Annotated in this window: 14 protein-coding genes and 1 pseudogene; 10 read left to right on the top strand and 5 right to left on the bottom strand. The window is 70.9% G+C overall.

Going from position 1 to position 15,710, the window contains the following annotated elements:
- Positions 1–312: 312 nt before the first annotated feature.
- From ACFYO2_RS36260 to ACFYO2_RS36245, 4 genes are read left to right on the top strand one after another with little or no spacing between them, the layout of a single operon-like run.
- On the top strand, positions 313–1,134 hold the full coding sequence (locus ACFYO2_RS36260; RefSeq protein ID WP_388357940.1) for a glycosyltransferase family 2 protein: 822 nt from the start codon (positions 313–315) through the stop codon (positions 1,132–1,134).
- The gene (locus tag ACFYO2_RS36255; RefSeq protein WP_388357938.1) at positions 1,131–2,147 is read left to right on the top strand and encodes a glycosyltransferase family 2 protein; all 1,017 of its coding nucleotides are present in this window, start codon (positions 1,131–1,133) and stop codon (positions 2,145–2,147) included. Before ACFYO2_RS36260 ends, ACFYO2_RS36255 begins: the two co-directional genes overlap by 4 nt.
- Positions 2,140–2,940: a polysaccharide deacetylase family protein gene (locus ACFYO2_RS36250; protein ID WP_388357936.1), complete on the top strand. Its 801-nt coding sequence runs from the start codon at positions 2,140–2,142 to the stop codon at positions 2,938–2,940. Before ACFYO2_RS36255 ends, ACFYO2_RS36250 begins: the two co-directional genes overlap by 8 nt.
- The gene (locus ACFYO2_RS36245; protein ID WP_388357933.1) at positions 2,933–6,736 is read left to right on the top strand and encodes a lipopolysaccharide biosynthesis protein; all 3,804 of its coding nucleotides are present in this window, start codon (positions 2,933–2,935) and stop codon (positions 6,734–6,736) included. Before ACFYO2_RS36250 ends, ACFYO2_RS36245 begins: the two co-directional genes overlap by 8 nt.
- Positions 6,737–6,750: 14 nt before the next feature.
- On the opposite strand, the gene ACFYO2_RS36240 is transcribed toward ACFYO2_RS36245, so the two are convergent.
- Positions 6,751–8,169: a xylan 1,4-beta-xylosidase gene (locus ACFYO2_RS36240; RefSeq protein ID WP_388357930.1), complete on the bottom strand. Its 1,419-nt coding sequence runs from the start codon at positions 8,167–8,169 to the stop codon at positions 6,751–6,753.
- A gap of 190 nt (positions 8,170–8,359) precedes the next feature.
- Between ACFYO2_RS36240 and ACFYO2_RS36235 the strand changes: the two genes are divergently transcribed.
- A complete protein-coding gene (locus ACFYO2_RS36235) occupies positions 8,360–9,454 on the top strand; it encodes a DUF5925 domain-containing protein (RefSeq protein ID WP_388357928.1) in 1,095 nt (364 codons plus the stop codon).
- A 15-nt stretch (positions 9,455–9,469) separates the two neighbouring features.
- Complete coding sequence (locus ACFYO2_RS36230; protein WP_388357926.1) at positions 9,470–10,240, top strand: DUF72 domain-containing protein; 771 nt, start codon at positions 9,470–9,472, stop codon at positions 10,238–10,240.
- 65 nt (positions 10,241–10,305) lie between these two features.
- Here ACFYO2_RS36230 and ACFYO2_RS36225 read toward each other — a convergent pair whose 3' ends face one another.
- On the bottom strand, positions 10,306–10,677 hold the full coding sequence (locus tag ACFYO2_RS36225) for a GntR family transcriptional regulator (protein WP_388357923.1): 372 nt from the start codon (positions 10,675–10,677) through the stop codon (positions 10,306–10,308).
- A gap of 71 nt (positions 10,678–10,748) precedes the next feature.
- On the opposite strand from ACFYO2_RS36225, the gene ACFYO2_RS36220 reads away from it, so the two are divergent.
- Together ACFYO2_RS36220 and ACFYO2_RS36215 are read left to right on the top strand one after the other, a co-directional pair.
- A complete protein-coding gene (locus tag ACFYO2_RS36220; protein ID WP_388357920.1) occupies positions 10,749–11,678 on the top strand; it encodes a GNAT family N-acetyltransferase in 930 nt (309 codons plus the stop codon).
- Positions 11,659–12,159: a DUF402 domain-containing protein gene (locus ACFYO2_RS36215; protein ID WP_388357917.1), complete on the top strand. Its 501-nt coding sequence runs from the start codon at positions 11,659–11,661 to the stop codon at positions 12,157–12,159. The genes ACFYO2_RS36220 and ACFYO2_RS36215 overlap by 20 nt, the downstream gene beginning before the upstream one ends.
- Before the next feature lie 34 nt (positions 12,160–12,193).
- Here ACFYO2_RS36215 and ACFYO2_RS36210 read toward each other — a convergent pair.
- A pseudogene (locus ACFYO2_RS36210) lies at positions 12,194–12,810 on the bottom strand (class I SAM-dependent methyltransferase).
- A gap of 140 nt (positions 12,811–12,950) precedes the next feature.
- Between ACFYO2_RS36210 and ACFYO2_RS36205 the strand changes: the two are divergent.
- Positions 12,951–13,085 carry a hypothetical protein gene (locus ACFYO2_RS36205; protein ID WP_388357914.1) on the top strand — a complete coding sequence of 45 codons (135 nt, stop codon included), beginning with the start codon at positions 12,951–12,953 and terminating at the stop codon, positions 13,083–13,085.
- A 15-nt stretch (positions 13,086–13,100) separates the two neighbouring features.
- On the opposite strand, the gene ACFYO2_RS36200 is transcribed toward ACFYO2_RS36205, so the two are convergent.
- Positions 13,101–13,550 carry a GNAT family N-acetyltransferase gene (locus ACFYO2_RS36200; protein WP_388357911.1) on the bottom strand — a complete coding sequence of 150 codons (450 nt, stop codon included), beginning with the start codon at positions 13,548–13,550 and terminating at the stop codon, positions 13,101–13,103.
- 139 nt (positions 13,551–13,689) lie between these two features.
- Between ACFYO2_RS36200 and ACFYO2_RS36195 the strand changes: the two genes are divergently transcribed.
- Positions 13,690–14,721: a lytic polysaccharide monooxygenase gene (locus tag ACFYO2_RS36195; RefSeq protein ID WP_388357908.1), complete on the top strand. Its 1,032-nt coding sequence runs from the start codon at positions 13,690–13,692 to the stop codon at positions 14,719–14,721.
- Positions 14,722–14,776: 55 nt separating this feature from the next.
- On the opposite strand, the gene ACFYO2_RS36190 is transcribed toward ACFYO2_RS36195, so the two are convergent.
- On the bottom strand, positions 14,777–15,637 hold the full coding sequence (locus ACFYO2_RS36190; RefSeq protein ID WP_388357905.1) for an esterase/lipase family protein: 861 nt from the start codon (positions 15,635–15,637) through the stop codon (positions 14,777–14,779).
- Positions 15,638–15,710: the final 73 nt, after the last annotated feature.

The following is a 15,710-nucleotide window of genomic DNA, read 5'->3' as shown; positions in this document are numbered from 1 at the left end:
TCAATCGTCAATACCGTCGTACATCTCACCCGCATCGGTCCATCACTACGCGGCTCCAGGGGAGGGCTCAAGGACCGCGATGGCCCGGCGCGGGGCGCGGTAGGGGGGTGCCGTGCTCGGTGACCGTACTTGTGACCGAGTCGTGCCGCGCGGTCGGCAACCGATTTCGGGGGCCGGCCAGCTTTGCCAGCTCACCCGGCGGGTACGGAGTTCCATTCCGTGGCGCCGTGCGTGAGAAACCCCCCTTTCGAACCGGACACAGAGCGGGCCGCCCAGGGGCGGGCGGTCCACCGGACGAGAGGGACCAGACTCATGAGCTTCGATCTGCGACCGGCCACATCGGGCCAGGACGCCTTAGTAGCCAGCCATTACCGACCGATCTCCTCTCACCTGGCCATCGCGCCGCCGGTGAGCGTGGTGATTCCCGCCATGAATGAGGCGGAGAATCTCCCCTACGTCTTCAAGACCCTTCCGGACTGGATCCACGAAGTGGTCCTGGTGGACGGCAACTCCACCGACAACACCGTCGAGGTCGCCCGGGAGCTGTGGCCGGACGTCAAGGTCGTCGAACAGCGCGGCAAGGGCAAGGGCGACGCCCTGATCACCGGGTTCAACGCCTGCAGCGGCGACATCATCGTGATGGTCGACGCCGACGGCTCGGCCGACGGCAACGAGATCGTGTCGTACGTCTCCGCCCTCGTGTCGGGCGCGGACTTCGCCAAGGGGTCCCGTTTCGCCAACGGCGGCGGCACCGACGACATGACCTTCATCCGCAAGCTCGGCAACTGGGCGCTGTGCACGGCCGTGAACCGCAAGTTCGGCGCCCGCTACACGGATCTCTGCTACGGCTACAACGCCTTCTGGCGGCACTGCCTCGACAAGATCGACCTCGACTGCACCGGTTTCGAGGTCGAGACCCTGATGAACATCCGGGTCGTCAAGGCAGGGCTCAAGGTGCAGGAGATACCCAGCCACGAGTACCTCCGTATCCACGGCACGAGCAACCTGCGAGCCGTGCGGGACGGGATCAGGGTGCTCAAGGTGATCCTGCGGGAGCGCTCCAACCGGCGTGCGCTGCGCAGCCGAACGCACCAGTCCCCGATGGTCGACCCGGTCCGGGGAGACGTGTCTTGAGCGGTCCCGACATCTCCGTCGTGATCTGCGTCTACACCGAGGACCGCTGGGAGGACATCCTCGCGGCGGTCTCCTCGGTGCGGGCGCAGTCCCGGCCGGCCCTGGAGACCCTGCTGGTCGTCGACCACAACGCGGCGCTCCTGGACCGGCTCACCAAGGAGTACAAGGAGTACAAGGAGTCCGCAGCAGGCACGGTGGTGCGGGTGCTCGCCAACGCGGGTCCCCGCGGCCTGTCCGCCGGCCGTAACACCGGCATCGCCGCCGCACGCGGTGAGGTCATCGCCTTCCTCGACGACGACGCCGTCGCCGAGCGGGACTGGCTCGCGCACTTCGCCGCGGCGTACGCCGATCCGCGGGTGATGGCCGTGGGCGGTCGTACGGAGCCGATCTGGGCGTCGGGGCGCCGGCCGGACTGGTTCCCCGCGGAGTTCGACTGGGTGGTGGGCTGCACGTACAAGGGGCTGCCGCCCGGCCTGGTGAAGGTGCGCAACGTGCTCGGCGGCAACGCGTCCTTCCGGCGCAGCGCCTTCGACGCGGCGGGCGGCTTCGCCACCGGCATCGGACGCGACGGCGACAAACGGCCGCTGGGCTGCGAGGAGACGGAGCTGTGCATCCGCCTCACCCGGGCCCGGCCGGACGCCGTCCTCCTGATCGACGACCGGGCGGTGATCCACCACCGGGTGCCCGAAGCGCGCGAGCACTTCGGGTACTTCCGCACGCGCGCGTACGCCGAGGGTCTGTCGAAGGCCCTGGTGGCGCGAAGTGTCGGCGCCGACAAGGGGCTGGAGTCGGAGCGCCGGTACGCCACCCGGGTCCTGCCGGCCGGGGTGGCGCGCGGGCTGCGGGACGCCCTGCTGGCCCGGCCGGGCGGTGCGGGCCGGGCGGGCGCGATCGTGGCCGGGGTGCTCACGGCGGCGGGCGGGTACGTGGTGGGAAGTGTCCGGGCGCGCCGGGGCGGGGCAACCTTCTCGGTGGCTCGGCTGTCGGACAGCGAGGGGGGAAGACATGACTGAGGCACCCGTGCCGATCCTCATGTACCACGCGATCGCCACCGACCCGAACGAGGCCACTCGCGAACTGTCGGTCACACCCGAAGGCTTCGCGGCCCAGATGGCGCTCATCGGTGACCTGGGACTGACCCCGGTCACCACCGCCGATCTGGCCGCCCGCTGGCGCGGTGGCCGACCGCTGCCCGCGCGACCCGTCCTGATCACCTTCGACGACGGCTACGAGGGCGTGCACCGGCACGCCCTGCCCGTCCTCGCCAAGCACGGCTTCGCCGCCACGGTGTTCGTCTCCACCGGCTGGATCCGCGGTCCGCACGACACCGGCGGCAGCCTCGACACCATGCTCGACTGGGACCAGGTGCGCGAGCTCGCCGCGGCGGACGTGGAGATCGGCGGGCACAGCCACACCCACCCGCAGCTGGACCAGCTCGACGACGCCGCGCTGCGCCACGAGCTGATCCACTGCAAGGAGATCGTCACCGACGAACTCGGCACCGTCCCGGCCTCCTTCGCCTACCCGTACGGCTACTCCAGCCGCCGGGTGCGGCAGGCGGTGCGGGAGACGGGGTACGGCCAGGCGCTCGCCGTCGGCAACAGCCTCGCGCGCCGCCGCCAGGGGCCGTACGCCCTGCAACGGGTCACCGTGCGCCGCAGCACGGGCGTCGAGGAGTTCGAGCGGCTCGTCGAGGGCCGTGCGATCGCCCGGAACTTCGCCAAGGACCGTGCCCTCACCAAGGGGTACGCCCTGGTCCGCAGAGCACGTCAGGTCCGCCGGAAGGCCATCCGTTCCCGTGTCTGACACCACCACGACCACGACCGAGGACACCTCGCCCGCGACCGGGGCGCCCGAGCAGTCGGGGCGCCGGCTCCGGCTGCCCGGGCTGGGCCGGTCGCCGGGGGGCAGCCCGCTGTTCCGCAACGCCTACGCCCTGATGCTCAACACCGGCATCTCCGCGGTGCTCGGCCTCGGGTTCTGGCTGGCCGCGGCCCGCTACTACTCCGAGGCGGCGGTCGGCCAGGGCTCCGCCGCGATCGCCGCGATGAAGCTCCTGGCGGGTCTGACCGCGGTGACCCTGACCGGGGCGCTGGCCCGCTTCATACCGGTCGCGGGCCGGGCCACCGGGCGGCTGATCCTCCGCACGTACGCGGGCAGTTCGGTGGTCGTGGCGCTGGCCGCGGGTGTCTTCCTGCTGACGCTGGACATGTGGGGTCCGTCGTACCGCTTCCTGAACGGGCCGGTCAACGGGCTCGGCTTCGTCGTGGCCATCGTCGCCTGGAACCTGCTCACGCTGCAGGACGGGGTGCTGACCGGGCTGCGCAGCGCGCTGTGGGTGCCGGTCGGCAACACCGTGTTCTCCGCGGTGAAGCTGGGGCTGCTGGTCGCGTTCGCGGTGGCCGTCCCGACGAGCGGCGTGTTCGTGTCGTGGGTCGCGGCGATCGCCTTCTCCGTGCTGCCGCTGGGCTGGCTGGTGTTCCGGCGCCTGGTGCCCCGGCAGGTGAAGGCCACCCCGGAGCACGCGCATCCGCCCTCCTGGAAGGAGATCGGGCGGTTCCTGGCCGGTGACTACACCGGCTCGCTGTTCTCGCTCGCCGTGGTCTACCTGATCCCGGTGATCATCGCCTCGCAGGTCAGCTCCGAGGACAACGCGTACTTCTACATCACCGCCACCATCGGCGGCACGGTCAACCTGCTCGCCATCAACATGGGCGCCTCCCTGACCGTCGAGGGCTCGCACGACCCGCGGCGGCTGGCCTCCAACACCCGGGCCGCGCTGAAGCGGATGGCGCGGATCATGCTGCCGGTGGCCGGGGTGCTGTTCTTCGGGGCGCCGTGGATCCTCGGCGTCTTCGGCGCGGGCTACGCGGACGCGGCCACCCCGCTGTTGCGCTGGTTCGCGGTCGGCGGGCTCCTGCGGGTCGTCATGGAGACGTACTTCGCGGTGCTGCGCGCGCAGAGCCGCACCGCCGGACTCGCCTGGCTGCAGGGCCTGCTGTGCCTCCTGGTGCTCGGCCTGACGCTGCTGCTGCTCCCCCGCATGGGGCTGACCGGCGCGGGCGTCGCGGAGATCTCGGCCCTCGCGGTCATCGTCGCACTCGCCGCACCCAGGCTGTACAAGATCGTCCGGGGTGCGTCGGACGCCGCCGTCGCCGACGGCGCGGCACCCGACGGGGACCTCGCCGACCTGGGGGCGCGCGAGGTCCCCGCCCCGGCGCCGCACAAGCGCGGGCCCGGCTGGGGGCTCGACCAGGACACCCTCGCCCTGGGCATCCACGTCGACTTCGACCACCTGGAACGCCGGCCCGACGTACGGCCGGGTCCCGGCACCCCGCCCACGGGCACGCCCGTGGTGCCCGAGGACCACCGGCCCACCTGGGCGCGCAAGCGCGAGCTGGGGCTGCCGGTCGAGGCGCGGGAACCTGGCTTTGAGGCGTCGTCGGGGCCTCTCGAGGCGGAGGTGGACGCGCCGTTCGAGGAGCGGGAGGCGGACGTAGAAGAGGCCGTGCAAGAGGTCGGACAAGAGGTCGTGGGGGAAGAGGCACCGGAGCCCGAAGCGCAGCCGCTGTCGTGGCGGGCGAGTCTGCTGCCCACCCGTGTCGGTGTGGTCCTCGGGTGTCTGCTGACCGCCGCGCTCCTGTTGTACTGGGTGCCCGCGGTGCGGCTCGGCGAGGCCGACCTGGACCGGATGGGCGGGCTCGGGCTGATCTCCGTGCTGCCGAAGGCCACGCTGCTCGGCGCCGGGCTGCTGGTCGTGGTCTTCGCCTCGCTGCTGTGGCTGGGCCGCGAGCACCGGGCGCTGCTGCTGGTCACGCTGCTGGCGACTGTGGTCTCGCTGCACGCGCTGCCCGCCGTGATCGAGACCGAGCCCCGCTTCGCGACCGCCTGGCAGCACCTCGGCTTCCTCGACTACATCGACCGGACCGGGTCCGCGGTGCCCGACCTGGACGCGCGCTGGAGCTGGCCGGGCTTCTTCGCGGCCGCCGCCTTCGTGCTGAAGGCCTGCGGGGTCGACGATTTCACCGAGGTCATCCGCTGGTGGCCGCTGGCAATCCAACTCCTCTACCTGGCGCCGATGTTCCTGCTCGTGCGCTCGATGCGGGCGAGCTGGCGGGCCAAGTGGACCGGCATCTGGATCTTCGTGCTCAGCGGCTGGGTCGGCCAGGACTACTTCTCCCCGCAGGGCTTCACGTATCTCCTCTACCTGGTCTTCGTGGCGATCCTGCTCGTCTGGTTCCGGGCACCGGGCGTGATCTGGACCAAGCGGCGCCCCGGCGAGATCGAGGTCGAGCCGACGGACCGGCGGCAGCGTGCCGTGCTGCTGATGGTGGTGATCGGCCTGTTCGCGGCGAGCGTCCCGGCCCACCAGCTCACCCCGTTCGTGATGCTGGGCGTGCTGACGGTGCTCGTCCTGGTCGGCCGCAGCGAACTGCGTGGGCTACCCGTTCTGTTCGGCGTCCTGGTGACCGTCTGGGTGGGCTTCATGGCCGAGCCGTACTGGTCAGGACACTTCAACGAGATGTTCGGCGGGGTCGGCGGGGTCGGCGGCAATGTGTCGTCGTCGGTGTCCGGCCGTATCGAGGGCGGCAGTTCGACCCACAAACTCGTCCTGTACGCGCGCGTGCTGCTCGCCGGCGGTGTGATGGCCTTCGCCTGCTACGGCTGGTACCGGCGGCGCGAGAACAAGTACCGCGAGCGGTCGCTGCTGGTCCTCACCTTCGTGCCGTTCCTCGGCTTCGGCATGCAGTCGTACGGCGGTGAGATGGCCCTGCGGGTCTTCATGTTCGCCCTGCCGGGCGCGGCCCTGCTGGCCGGACTCGCCCTATTCCCGCGCACCGGCGTCACGGCCAAGGAGCGTGACAAGGACCGGGTGAGCCTCGCCCCGGTGGCCGCGCTGATGGCGGGCCTGATGCTTATCGGCGGCTTCCTGGTGGCCCGGTGGGGCAACGAGCCCTTCGAGCGGACCCTGCCGGGCGAGATCGCCGCCATGGAGTACGTGTACGCGCACGACGATCCGACGGCACGTCTGCTGTGGCTGAGCAACGACACGGTGAACGTGGTGACGCCGTCGCTGCCATGGGGCTCGAGGGACATGGAGAAGGTCGAGTACCTGCCCACGCTCGCGCCGACCGACCCGGTGCTGGTGTCCGGCCTGGTCAAGGCGCTCAAGGACGCGGGCCCGAACTCGTACCTGATGATCAACCGCAGTCAGGTGGTCTATCTCCGGCTGGACGTGGGCTATTCGGCCGGCTGGGAGCCGCGGCTGATCAAGAACCTGGACGCGCGGAAGGAACTGAAGAAGGTCTTCGTCAACGACGACGTGACGATGTACGCGCTGGCGAAGCAGCCCGAGGGCAAGGTCCCGGCCGCGGACCCGGGTCCGATCGGGCCGCAGGTGACGTGGACGCCGTGGTCGGTCGTCGGGGCGCTCGCGGCACTGGCGCTGATCGTGCTGCTGTCGGCTCGCGAGGTCGTACGGGTCGCCGTGCGGCCGAGTGTGCGGCAACTGCGGTGGCTGCAGAGCAGCTTCTGGTTCTCACTGCCGTTGCTGGCGGTGTTCCTGGCCGCGTTGGTGCAGCGGTTCCTGACCATGAAGTGACGTGGTGAGGTGGTTCAGCCGGCTTTTCGGTCGAGCCACTTCACCTCGTACGCCTGCATCCCGACCCTCTTGCCGTCGATCTTCGCGCTGGTCGAGCGGTCGAGGGTGTTGACGACCAGGATCACCTCGTCGGTCGCCAGGACGCGGACGTCGGGCGAGTCGACCGGCACCGTCCGGTAGGCGGTGTCCGGCGGGAACTCGCGGCTGAAGCGCGAGACCAGGTCGTACATGGGCAGCTTCTCGCCGCCGCTGCGGCTGTGGGTGGGGGTCCACAGGCAGCCGGGGCAGTCGGTGCCCTTCTCCTTCTCCGGGTTCCAGTAGAAGCCGGAGGAGGCGCCGCCCTTGACCATGGCGATCATCCCGGCGGCCTGGACGGCGACGCGGCGGGTCTCGGACCAGCCTTCGCGCTCGTCGTTGCCGTCGGCCGGCTCGACGTAGTACTCGGCCCACCACAGCGGCAGATCACCGGTCCGCGCCCGCACCCAGTCGCCCACCGCGGTGAACTTGTCGGTGGCCGCGAACTCGTCGGGCAGCAACTCGTCGTCCTGCGTGTAGCTCGACCCGTCCACGACCACGAACTCGGCGCCCGCCTTGTGCTTGTTCCAGTACTCGAAGGCGTTCAGGACCCGCTGGTCCATGGCGCCCCAGGGGCCCTTGAAGGTCGCGGAGGCTTCGTGCGACCTCGGGTCGAGACTGTCCATGACCAAGTAAGGTCCGCCGACCATGATGTCCTGGTCGACCTTCTTCAGCGCCTGGTAGACCAGGTTGTAGAACTCGGTGTACCCCTCGTGGTCCCAGCGGGCCTCGGCGTCGTTCCAGAAGCCCTTGAACTCGTTCCAGACGATGAAGTGGCGTACGTCCGGATACCGCTTGGCGACGGTCGCGGCCAAATCGGCGAAGTCCTGGTAGTGCTCACGGTCGGGGGCGGTCTCGAGGGCGGACTGGCTCCAGTCGGTGTTGTCGACACCCGCCTTGCCGCCCTTCATCCAGTCGGGGGCGCAGCACAGGGTGATGACGGGCGTGCCGCCGGACGCGCGCATGAAGTCGACGCGCAGGTCCATCGCCTCGAAGTCGTAACGCCCCTTCACCGGCTCGGGGTTGTCGGCGCCCCAGCCCATCAGGTGCTGGATCTGCGGCAGGCCGCCGTCCGCGGACAGCCGGCCCTCGACACGCTCGACGGCGGCGGCACCGCCCTCGTCGGCGCTGAACTGGGTGTGGGTGAAGCCCCAGCCCACGTCCGGCCGGGTCGCGTCCGGCGTAGCGGTGGGCGTGCCGTGCACCTTGTCGCCGTCGCGCGAGGTGCCCTCGGTGCCCGAGCCCCCGGGCAGCGTGTTGAGGAGGGTCACCACCAGGGCCAGAGCGGCCACGCCGACACCGAGCAGCGCGGTGAGCCGCCACCGCACCACCCCCGAATTCCACCCATGACGTCCCATCAGGGGCAACGGTAGCCGGATCGGCGGCGCGTGTGGCAGATGTCGTGGGCACACAGCCGTGCCGCACCTTCCCTGGGACGACCCCGAACCCCGGCCGAAGGGCACCCGAGCGGGCGCACAGGTCCGGGAATACCGGGACGGGCTGCGGAAATCCGGTGCGACGGGCGCCTTGGTGCCCGATCATGGCGGCATGTCTGCAAACCCACACGACGCTCTGCCGATCCGGCTCAACGTCGACGACAGCGACTCTCCGTCCGACGTCGTCGACGCGCTGTTCCTCGGCCGCTTCGCGACGGGCGAGCAGCCGTACTCGCACGCGGCCAACATCGACCGCGTCCGGTCCGGGGCCACGCTGCTGCCCGCGGGCGCCCGGGTGCTGCGCGTCGCCCGCGACGACGACCGCAGCGCGACGCTCGCCGAGGGAGACGGTTGGACGCTGCTGATCTCCCGGTGGAACCGCGGCGCCGACGTCACCGTGACGGCGACCAGCCCCGAGCTGGCCGAGAAGGTCCTCGACCAGGCCACGGACGGCGCGGCGGACGAACCGGAGCCGCAGCCGGAGAACGTGACCATGGGCTTTTGGTACGTCTCTCCGCGGCGCGGCCCGCACCGCACCACCCGGCAGATCTCCGCGGGTACCTGGGACGAGGTGCGGGGCAACTACACGGCACCGGTCGCGGACGCGATGGACCGCGTGATGAAGACGACCCCCAAGGACATCGCGGGCCGGCTGCTGCTCCTGCACGGCCCGCCGGGCACCGGCAAGACGTCGGCGCTGCGGACGCTGGCGCGTTCCTGGCGGGACTGGTGCCAGGTGGACTGCGTCCTGGACCCGGAGCGCCTCTTCTCCGACGTCGGCTACCTGATGGACATCGCGATCGGCGAGGAGGACGCCGCGGGCAAGGGCCGCTGGCGGCTGCTCCTGCTCGAGGACTGCGACGAACTGATCCGCGGGGAGGCGAAGCACACGGCGGGCCAGGCCCTGTCGCGGCTGCTCAACCTGACCGACGGTCTGCTCGGCCAGGGCCGCAACGTCCTGGTCGGCGTCACCACCAACGAGGACCTGGAGCGCCTGCACCCGGCAGTGGTCCGGCCCGGCCGCTGTCTGGCCCGCATCGAGGTGGGTCCGCTGACCCGCCGGGAGGCAGTGAACTGGCTGGGCACCGAGGAGGGCGTGAGCCGCGAGGGCGCGACGCTGGCGGAGCTGTACGCGCTGCGCCGGGGGACCTCGCCGACGTCGGTGCCGGACCCGCGGACGGGGGCGGACGCGGGCCTGTACCTGTAGTGGTTTGATGAGGGTATGACCCTGTTCGTCGGCACGTCGGGGTGGCAGTACAAGGACTGGCGGGGCGTCCTCTACCCCGCCGGGTGCCCCACCCGGCTGTGGCTGGAGGAGTACGCGACGCGCTTCGCGACGGTCGAGATCAACAACGCCTTCTACCGGCTGCCGACCCGGGAGACCTTCGAGGCCTGGCGGGAGCGCACCCCGCCGGACTTCGTCGTCGCGGTCAAGGCCAGCCGCTATCTGACCCACATCAAGCGGCTGCGGGACCCCGAGGAGCCGGTGCAGCGCCTGATGAGCCACGCGGCCGGCCTGGGCGACCACCTGGGCCCGGTCCTGCTCCAACTGCCACCGACACTGCGTGCGGACGCGGGGCTGCTGGATGCCTGCCTGTCCTGCTTCCCGGCGGGCACGAGGGTGGCGGTCGAACCACGCCACGACTCGTGGTGGACGGACGAGGTGCGCGAGGTGCTGGAGGCGCGAGGAGCGGCCCTGTGCTGGGCCGACGTGCGCTCCCGCCCGGCGACCCCGCTCTGGCGCACCGCCGACTGGGGCTACGTCCGCTTCCACGTGGGCCGCGCCCGCGCGTGGCCGCACTACGGCCGACAGTCCCTGAAGACCTGGGCCGAGCGGATCGCGGAGTCGTGGTCCGACAGGCAGGACGTGTACGCGTACTTCAACAACGACCCGACGGGCGCGGCAGTGGAGGACGCGATGACCTTCGCGAGGGCGGCACGGGCGGAGGGCTTGGAGGTCACCCGCGTCCCGGAACACCTCGAGCGGACCTGAAACTCCGCTGCGCCGCTGGTTCCTCTTTCCCCTCCGCCGCAAGTGGGGGAGGTGCCGAAGCCGGCTCAACCCTCCCCGTAAGCCGCCCGCAGAGCATCCCGCACCGCGACAAGCGCCGCATCCTCGTTCAACCCGAGCCGTCGCACCCGCTCGACGTACGCCTGCGCAGCCAGCGCGGCTTCCCGTTCCGCCGCCGAGCCCGCGGCAGCGACATACGTTCCGTTGCGCCCCCGCGTCTCGATCACCCCGTCCGCCTCCAGCGCCCGGTATGCCTTGGCGACCGTGTTCGCGGCGAGGCCGAGCGACTCGGCAAGCCCTCGCACGGTGGGCAGCCGGTACCCGACCGGCAGCACTCCCGACCGCGCCTGCTCGGAGATCTGCGCCCGCACCTGCTCGTACGGCGGGGCGCTGTCATCGATGTGGATCTTCAAGGTCACGGGGTGATTGTCCCGCACCCGCCCGAAAATGAGAGGCACCGCGGTGCATCTCCCCCGTAGCGTGCGCGTACATGACTGTGATCGTGCGCGACCTCGCTCCCGAGGTCCGAGCCGACGTCGAGGGTTTCGCCCGCGTCCGCCATCTCGCGCTTCCCTTCTTCCTCGTCACCCCGGACTCCCTCGCCTACGACCTCGCTCACGCCCGCCCCGAGGCCCACTACCGGCCCCTGGTCGCGGAGGAGGACGGCGAGGTGATCGGCACGGCCCAGGTCGGGATCGTCCACGACAGTCCGGAGCCCGGCCTCGGCTATGTCAACGTCTATGTGCACCCGGGCCGGACGCGCCGCGGCGCCGGCTCGCTGCTGGTCCGCGCCGCCGAGGAGCACCTGGCAGCCCGGGGCGCGGCCAAGCTCTTCGCCTGGGTCCTGGACGAGCCGGGCAACCGCGCCTTCGCCGAGCGGCACGGCTACCGCGAAAGCCGCTCCGCGCACTTCCTCCGCCTGGACCTGGCGAACGGCACCCTGCCGCCGCTCCAGTCCGTTCCGCCAGGCGTCGAACTCCGCACGGGCGCCGACTTCGCAACCGATCCGCGCCCGCTGTTCGAGCTGGACTCGGAGACGATGTCGGACGAACCGAGCGACATCGCCTACGAGTTCACCGACTACGAGGCCTGGCTGGAGGAGACCTGGCGCCACCCTCTCTTCAGCCCCGAGCTGACCTCGGTCGCCGTGGCCGACGGCCGCCCCGCCGCCTTCAGCATGGCCCGCACGGACGGCGGCACCCGTTACGGCACCGTCATGACCGGCACCGCCCGGGCCTTCCGCGGCCAGGGCCTGGCCAAGCTCGCCAAGAACGACTCCCTGCACCGCGCCCGCGCGGCCGGATTCACGGAGGCGTTCACGGGCAACGACACCGGCAACAGCCCGATGATCGCGATCAACAAGTGGTTCGGGTACGAAATCTGCGCTACGGAGGTGCGGTATGTCCGCGAACTCGGCTGAGTCCTCGCTGCTCCTGGAGGTCGTCCTCGTCAAGGCGGGCCGTACGAAGATCCGTTACGAGGCCGAACTCCTCGACGACGACGGCACGCGGCTCGCCGTCCGCGCCCCCTGGGCCGGCGGGAGCGTCCGCGACTTCGGCTTCGTCCGCTTCGAGCCCGGCGACGTCTTCACCGAGTACTACTGGCGGGACCGCTGGTACTCGGTGAAGGAGGTCCGCGACTCCACGGGCGCGCTGAAGGGCTGGTACTGCGACGTCGCCCGCCCGGCCACCCGGTCCGGCGCCGAAGTCGTCGTGGAGGATCTCGACCTCGACCTGTGGCTCTCCGCCGACGGAACGGACGTGATCCGCCTGGACGAGGACGAGTTCGCGCAGAGCGGTCTGGCGGACCGGGATCCGGCTGCCGCGGCCGCCGCCGTGGCCGCCCTCGACGAGTTGGAGTCGCTGGCGCGAGCGGGCGACTTCGACACTCTCCTCGCGTGACCCGCCCTCGGCACTCTCCTCATGTGACCCGCTCTCAGCCGACCACCGCCACCACCGCATAGCGCTCGTCCGCCACGTCCCGCCCCCACAGCAGCGCGTCGTCCGACAACCGGTCCATGCGCACCTGCCCGGCGAGCGGCGCGAGGAGTGCGGTGAGCCGGTCGGCGGGTATGCCCACCGGGCTGGCCGTCCCCCACACGCCCTCGACCAGCACCAGCCGCCCTTCCGGACGCAGCAGCTCCCGCCAGTGCCGCAGGGCGCGGCCGGGGTCGGGCAGCGCCCACAGCACGTGCCGTACGAGCACGACGTCGAAGCGCTCCTCGCCCACGGGCGGCTCCGAGGCGTCACCGACGAGGAACACGGCGTCACGGCCGGCCAGCTTGGCGCGCGCCAGGTCGACCATGGCCGGGGAGCTGTCCACGCCGGTGACGGGTGTCCCTGTTCGGCCGCGAGGAGCGACAGGCTTCCGGTGCCGCAGCCGAGGTCGAGGACGTCGCAGCGGCGCTCGGGCAGCCAGTCGCGCAGCCGCCCGGCCCAGGCGTGGCGCACTCTTTGGTCGCGCAGGCCGTGGTCGGGCTCGTCGTCGAAGGTGGCTGCCTGTGCGTCCCAGTCGACATCCGCCGAGGTCGTGCCGTCACTCTCGTTCGTCATGCGCCCAAGAGTGACACCCGCCACTGACAGTCGAATCGTGACAGCCGCCACTGACAGAACGGCAACCGATGAGGAACTCTCCCTGAACGGGTCTACCTCCGTGAGAACGCGGAACTCGGTAGACCTCGAAGGAGGCAGCCATGCGCCGTATGACCGTGCAGAAGCCCCTGAAGAAGACGGACTCCCGCCAGGTCCGCGAGGAGGCCGACGAGCGCCCCTCGGGACGTCCGGAGATCCGCAAGGACATCGCACGCACATGGTGGCCGGACGGGTGAGGGGCACAAGCTCCCTCAGTCCAGCCGCTTTCGGTAGTGAATGCGGTCGTACGGCCCGTCGACGTGCCGCCCCACGACCTCGTACCCGTACTTCGGGTAGATCTTCTGGTTCTCCCACATCATCGCGTTCGTGTAGAGCCTGACCTCGGGGAGACGCAGCGCACGCGCGCGTGCCTCCACGAAACGCAGCAGCCGTCCCCCCACGCCCTGTCCGCGCGCGTCGGGGTGGACGGCGATGTTGTCCAGGTACAGGTGGTCCTCGTACTCCTCGAGCACCACCAGCCCGATCACTGGCTCCCCCGTCACGAACACCTTCCCCTCGGCCACGTTCGCCGCGTGGTCCGCCTCCATGGGCTTCGGCAGTCTCCCGATGCGCTCGATGTAGTGGTGGTACGCGGCGTCGGTGACGGCTTTCACAGCGGGCACGTCGGCTGCCGTGGCGGGCCGGATCTCCTCGTTCGTCATGGGTGCATGCTCCTACCTGATCTCAGTCTCAGCACTCCCTTAAGGCGGCCATAAAGATCGCCACCGGCCGCCCCCAGCAGGCATTTTCACGGTTTCTTTGATCCGGCACCCATCAGTTCCGGTTCCGAGGAGATCCCCCATGCCCGCACGCCGCAAGGCCGCCACCGTCGCCGCTCTCGGCCTGGCCCCGCTCGCCCTGACCGCACTCGGCGCGGCCCCCGCGTCCGCGCACGGGTCGATGGGCGACCCGGTCAGCCGGGTCGCCCAGTGTTACGCGGAAGGTCCCGAGAGCCCGGCGTCGGACGCGTGCGGGGCGGCGGTCGCGGCCGGCGGCACGCAGGCGCTCTACGACTGGAACGGCATCCGCATCGGCAACGCGGACGGACAGCACCAGGCGCTGATCCCGGACGGCAGGCTGTGCAGCGCGAACAACGCCGAGTTCAAGGGGCTCGACCTGGCCCGCGCCGACTGGCCGGCGACGAGCGTGAGCAGTGGGTCGTACACCTTCAAGTACCGCGTGACCGCCCCGCACAAGGGGACCTTCAAGGTGTACATCACCAAGGCCGGTTACGACCCGGCGCGGCCGCTCGCCTGGGACGACCTGGACCTTGGCGACCCGGTGGCGACGGTCACCGACCCGGCCGCGTCCGGCGGCTTCTACACCTTCTCCGGCACCCTCCCCGAACGCTCCGGCAAGCAGCTGCTGTACGCGATCTGGCAGCGCTCGGACAGCCCGGAGGCGTTCTACTCGTGCTCGGACGTGGCGTTCGGAGGCAGCACCGACAGCGGGAACAGCGGCGACGGGGGTACGACGAGCAGCGCGTCGCCCGTCCCGACCGCCTCCGCACCCTCCGAGGAGCAGATCGAGGACGGCGGCGACAAGTCGACGGTCGAGCACGACGGCCACGGTGACCAGGACGCCGGCACGTCGGCGCAGCCGGAAGCGCAGCAAGAAGCGCGGCAGGAAGCGGAACCGGTCGCGCGGGCCGAGAGCTCCGTGCCGAACGAGCCGCAGGCGGCCGACAGCACCGAGAACCTCGCCGAGACAGGCGGCGACAGCAGCACGCCGTACCTCGCCGTGGGCGGCGCGGCGACGCTGGCGCTCGGCTCGGCGGTCCTGTTCGCCTCGGTCCGCCGGCGTGCGGTGAGCGGCGGTCGGCACGGTCGCTGATCGAGGGGTTCCGGGGCCTGACCGGCGGCTCAGGCCGGACAGGCCCCGGCGGCACTCAGTCGACCGCCGACGCACAGGTGGTCGGGGTGGCGTGCGCCGGGTCAAGGGCGTTGGCCACCTCGTGGAAGGCGACGCGGTCGAGCAGCCCGATCACCGCGTGCTCGGAGAGGTCGAGCGCGCACAGGTCCTGGAGCAGGACGTTGCGCACGCCGGATCCGCTGAGGAACTGGCTCCGGTACGGCGTGACCACCTCGTCGTACTTGGTGGCGAGGACCGTGTACTGGACGCCCGGCACGGTGTCGCCGCCCTCGTTGAGCTTGGTGAGGAAGGCGGAGCCGGCGACCTGGTCGGCCAGGGCGGGGGTGTTGGTGGTGAGCAGGTCCTCGATGCCGGGGAAGTACGGCAGGAGGTGGGTGAACCCGGAGAGCGTGGTGCCGTGGTTGCTGGGCGCGATGCCGACGAGGGCGTTGACCTTGGCGGCTCCGCCGAGGAACTTCAGGTAGTAGCGGGGCATCATGCCGCCCTGCGAGTGGCCGACGAGGTCGGTCTCGGCGGCGCCGGTCGCGGCGAGCACCTTGTCGACGTAGGTCTTCAGCTGTTCGGCCGACTTGTCGATGGGGCCGAGGGCGTGGATGAGGGGGACACCGGGGAGCTGGCCGTAGTCGAGCGAGAAGACGCAGTAACCGCGGTTCTTGAGGTACGGCGCGAGACCCAGCCAGTTGTCGACGGAGTTGGCGAAGGTCCCGTGGACGAGGACGACGGGGCGGGGATGGGCGGTGGACGGCTTGCAGGTGTAGTCGTTCCAGCCGCGGCTGGGGGCATCGGCGGCCTGGGCGGTGGTGGCGGGGACGACGGCGACCGCGGCGGTCAGCAGCAGCGCGGTGAGGGGTCTGAGCACTCGGTTCCAGGGCAGCATCGTGTGATCTCCTTGCGGCTCAAGGGAGTTGCGACGGCTCTACGCCCTGTGATCCGGATCACGAGGATGCTGT

The organism is Streptomyces sp. NPDC006602 (genome assembly GCF_042870385.1).
Classification (GTDB): domain Bacteria; phylum Actinomycetota; class Actinomycetes; order Streptomycetales; family Streptomycetaceae; genus Streptomyces.
This window is presented reverse-complemented; position numbering and strand designations above follow the sequence as displayed.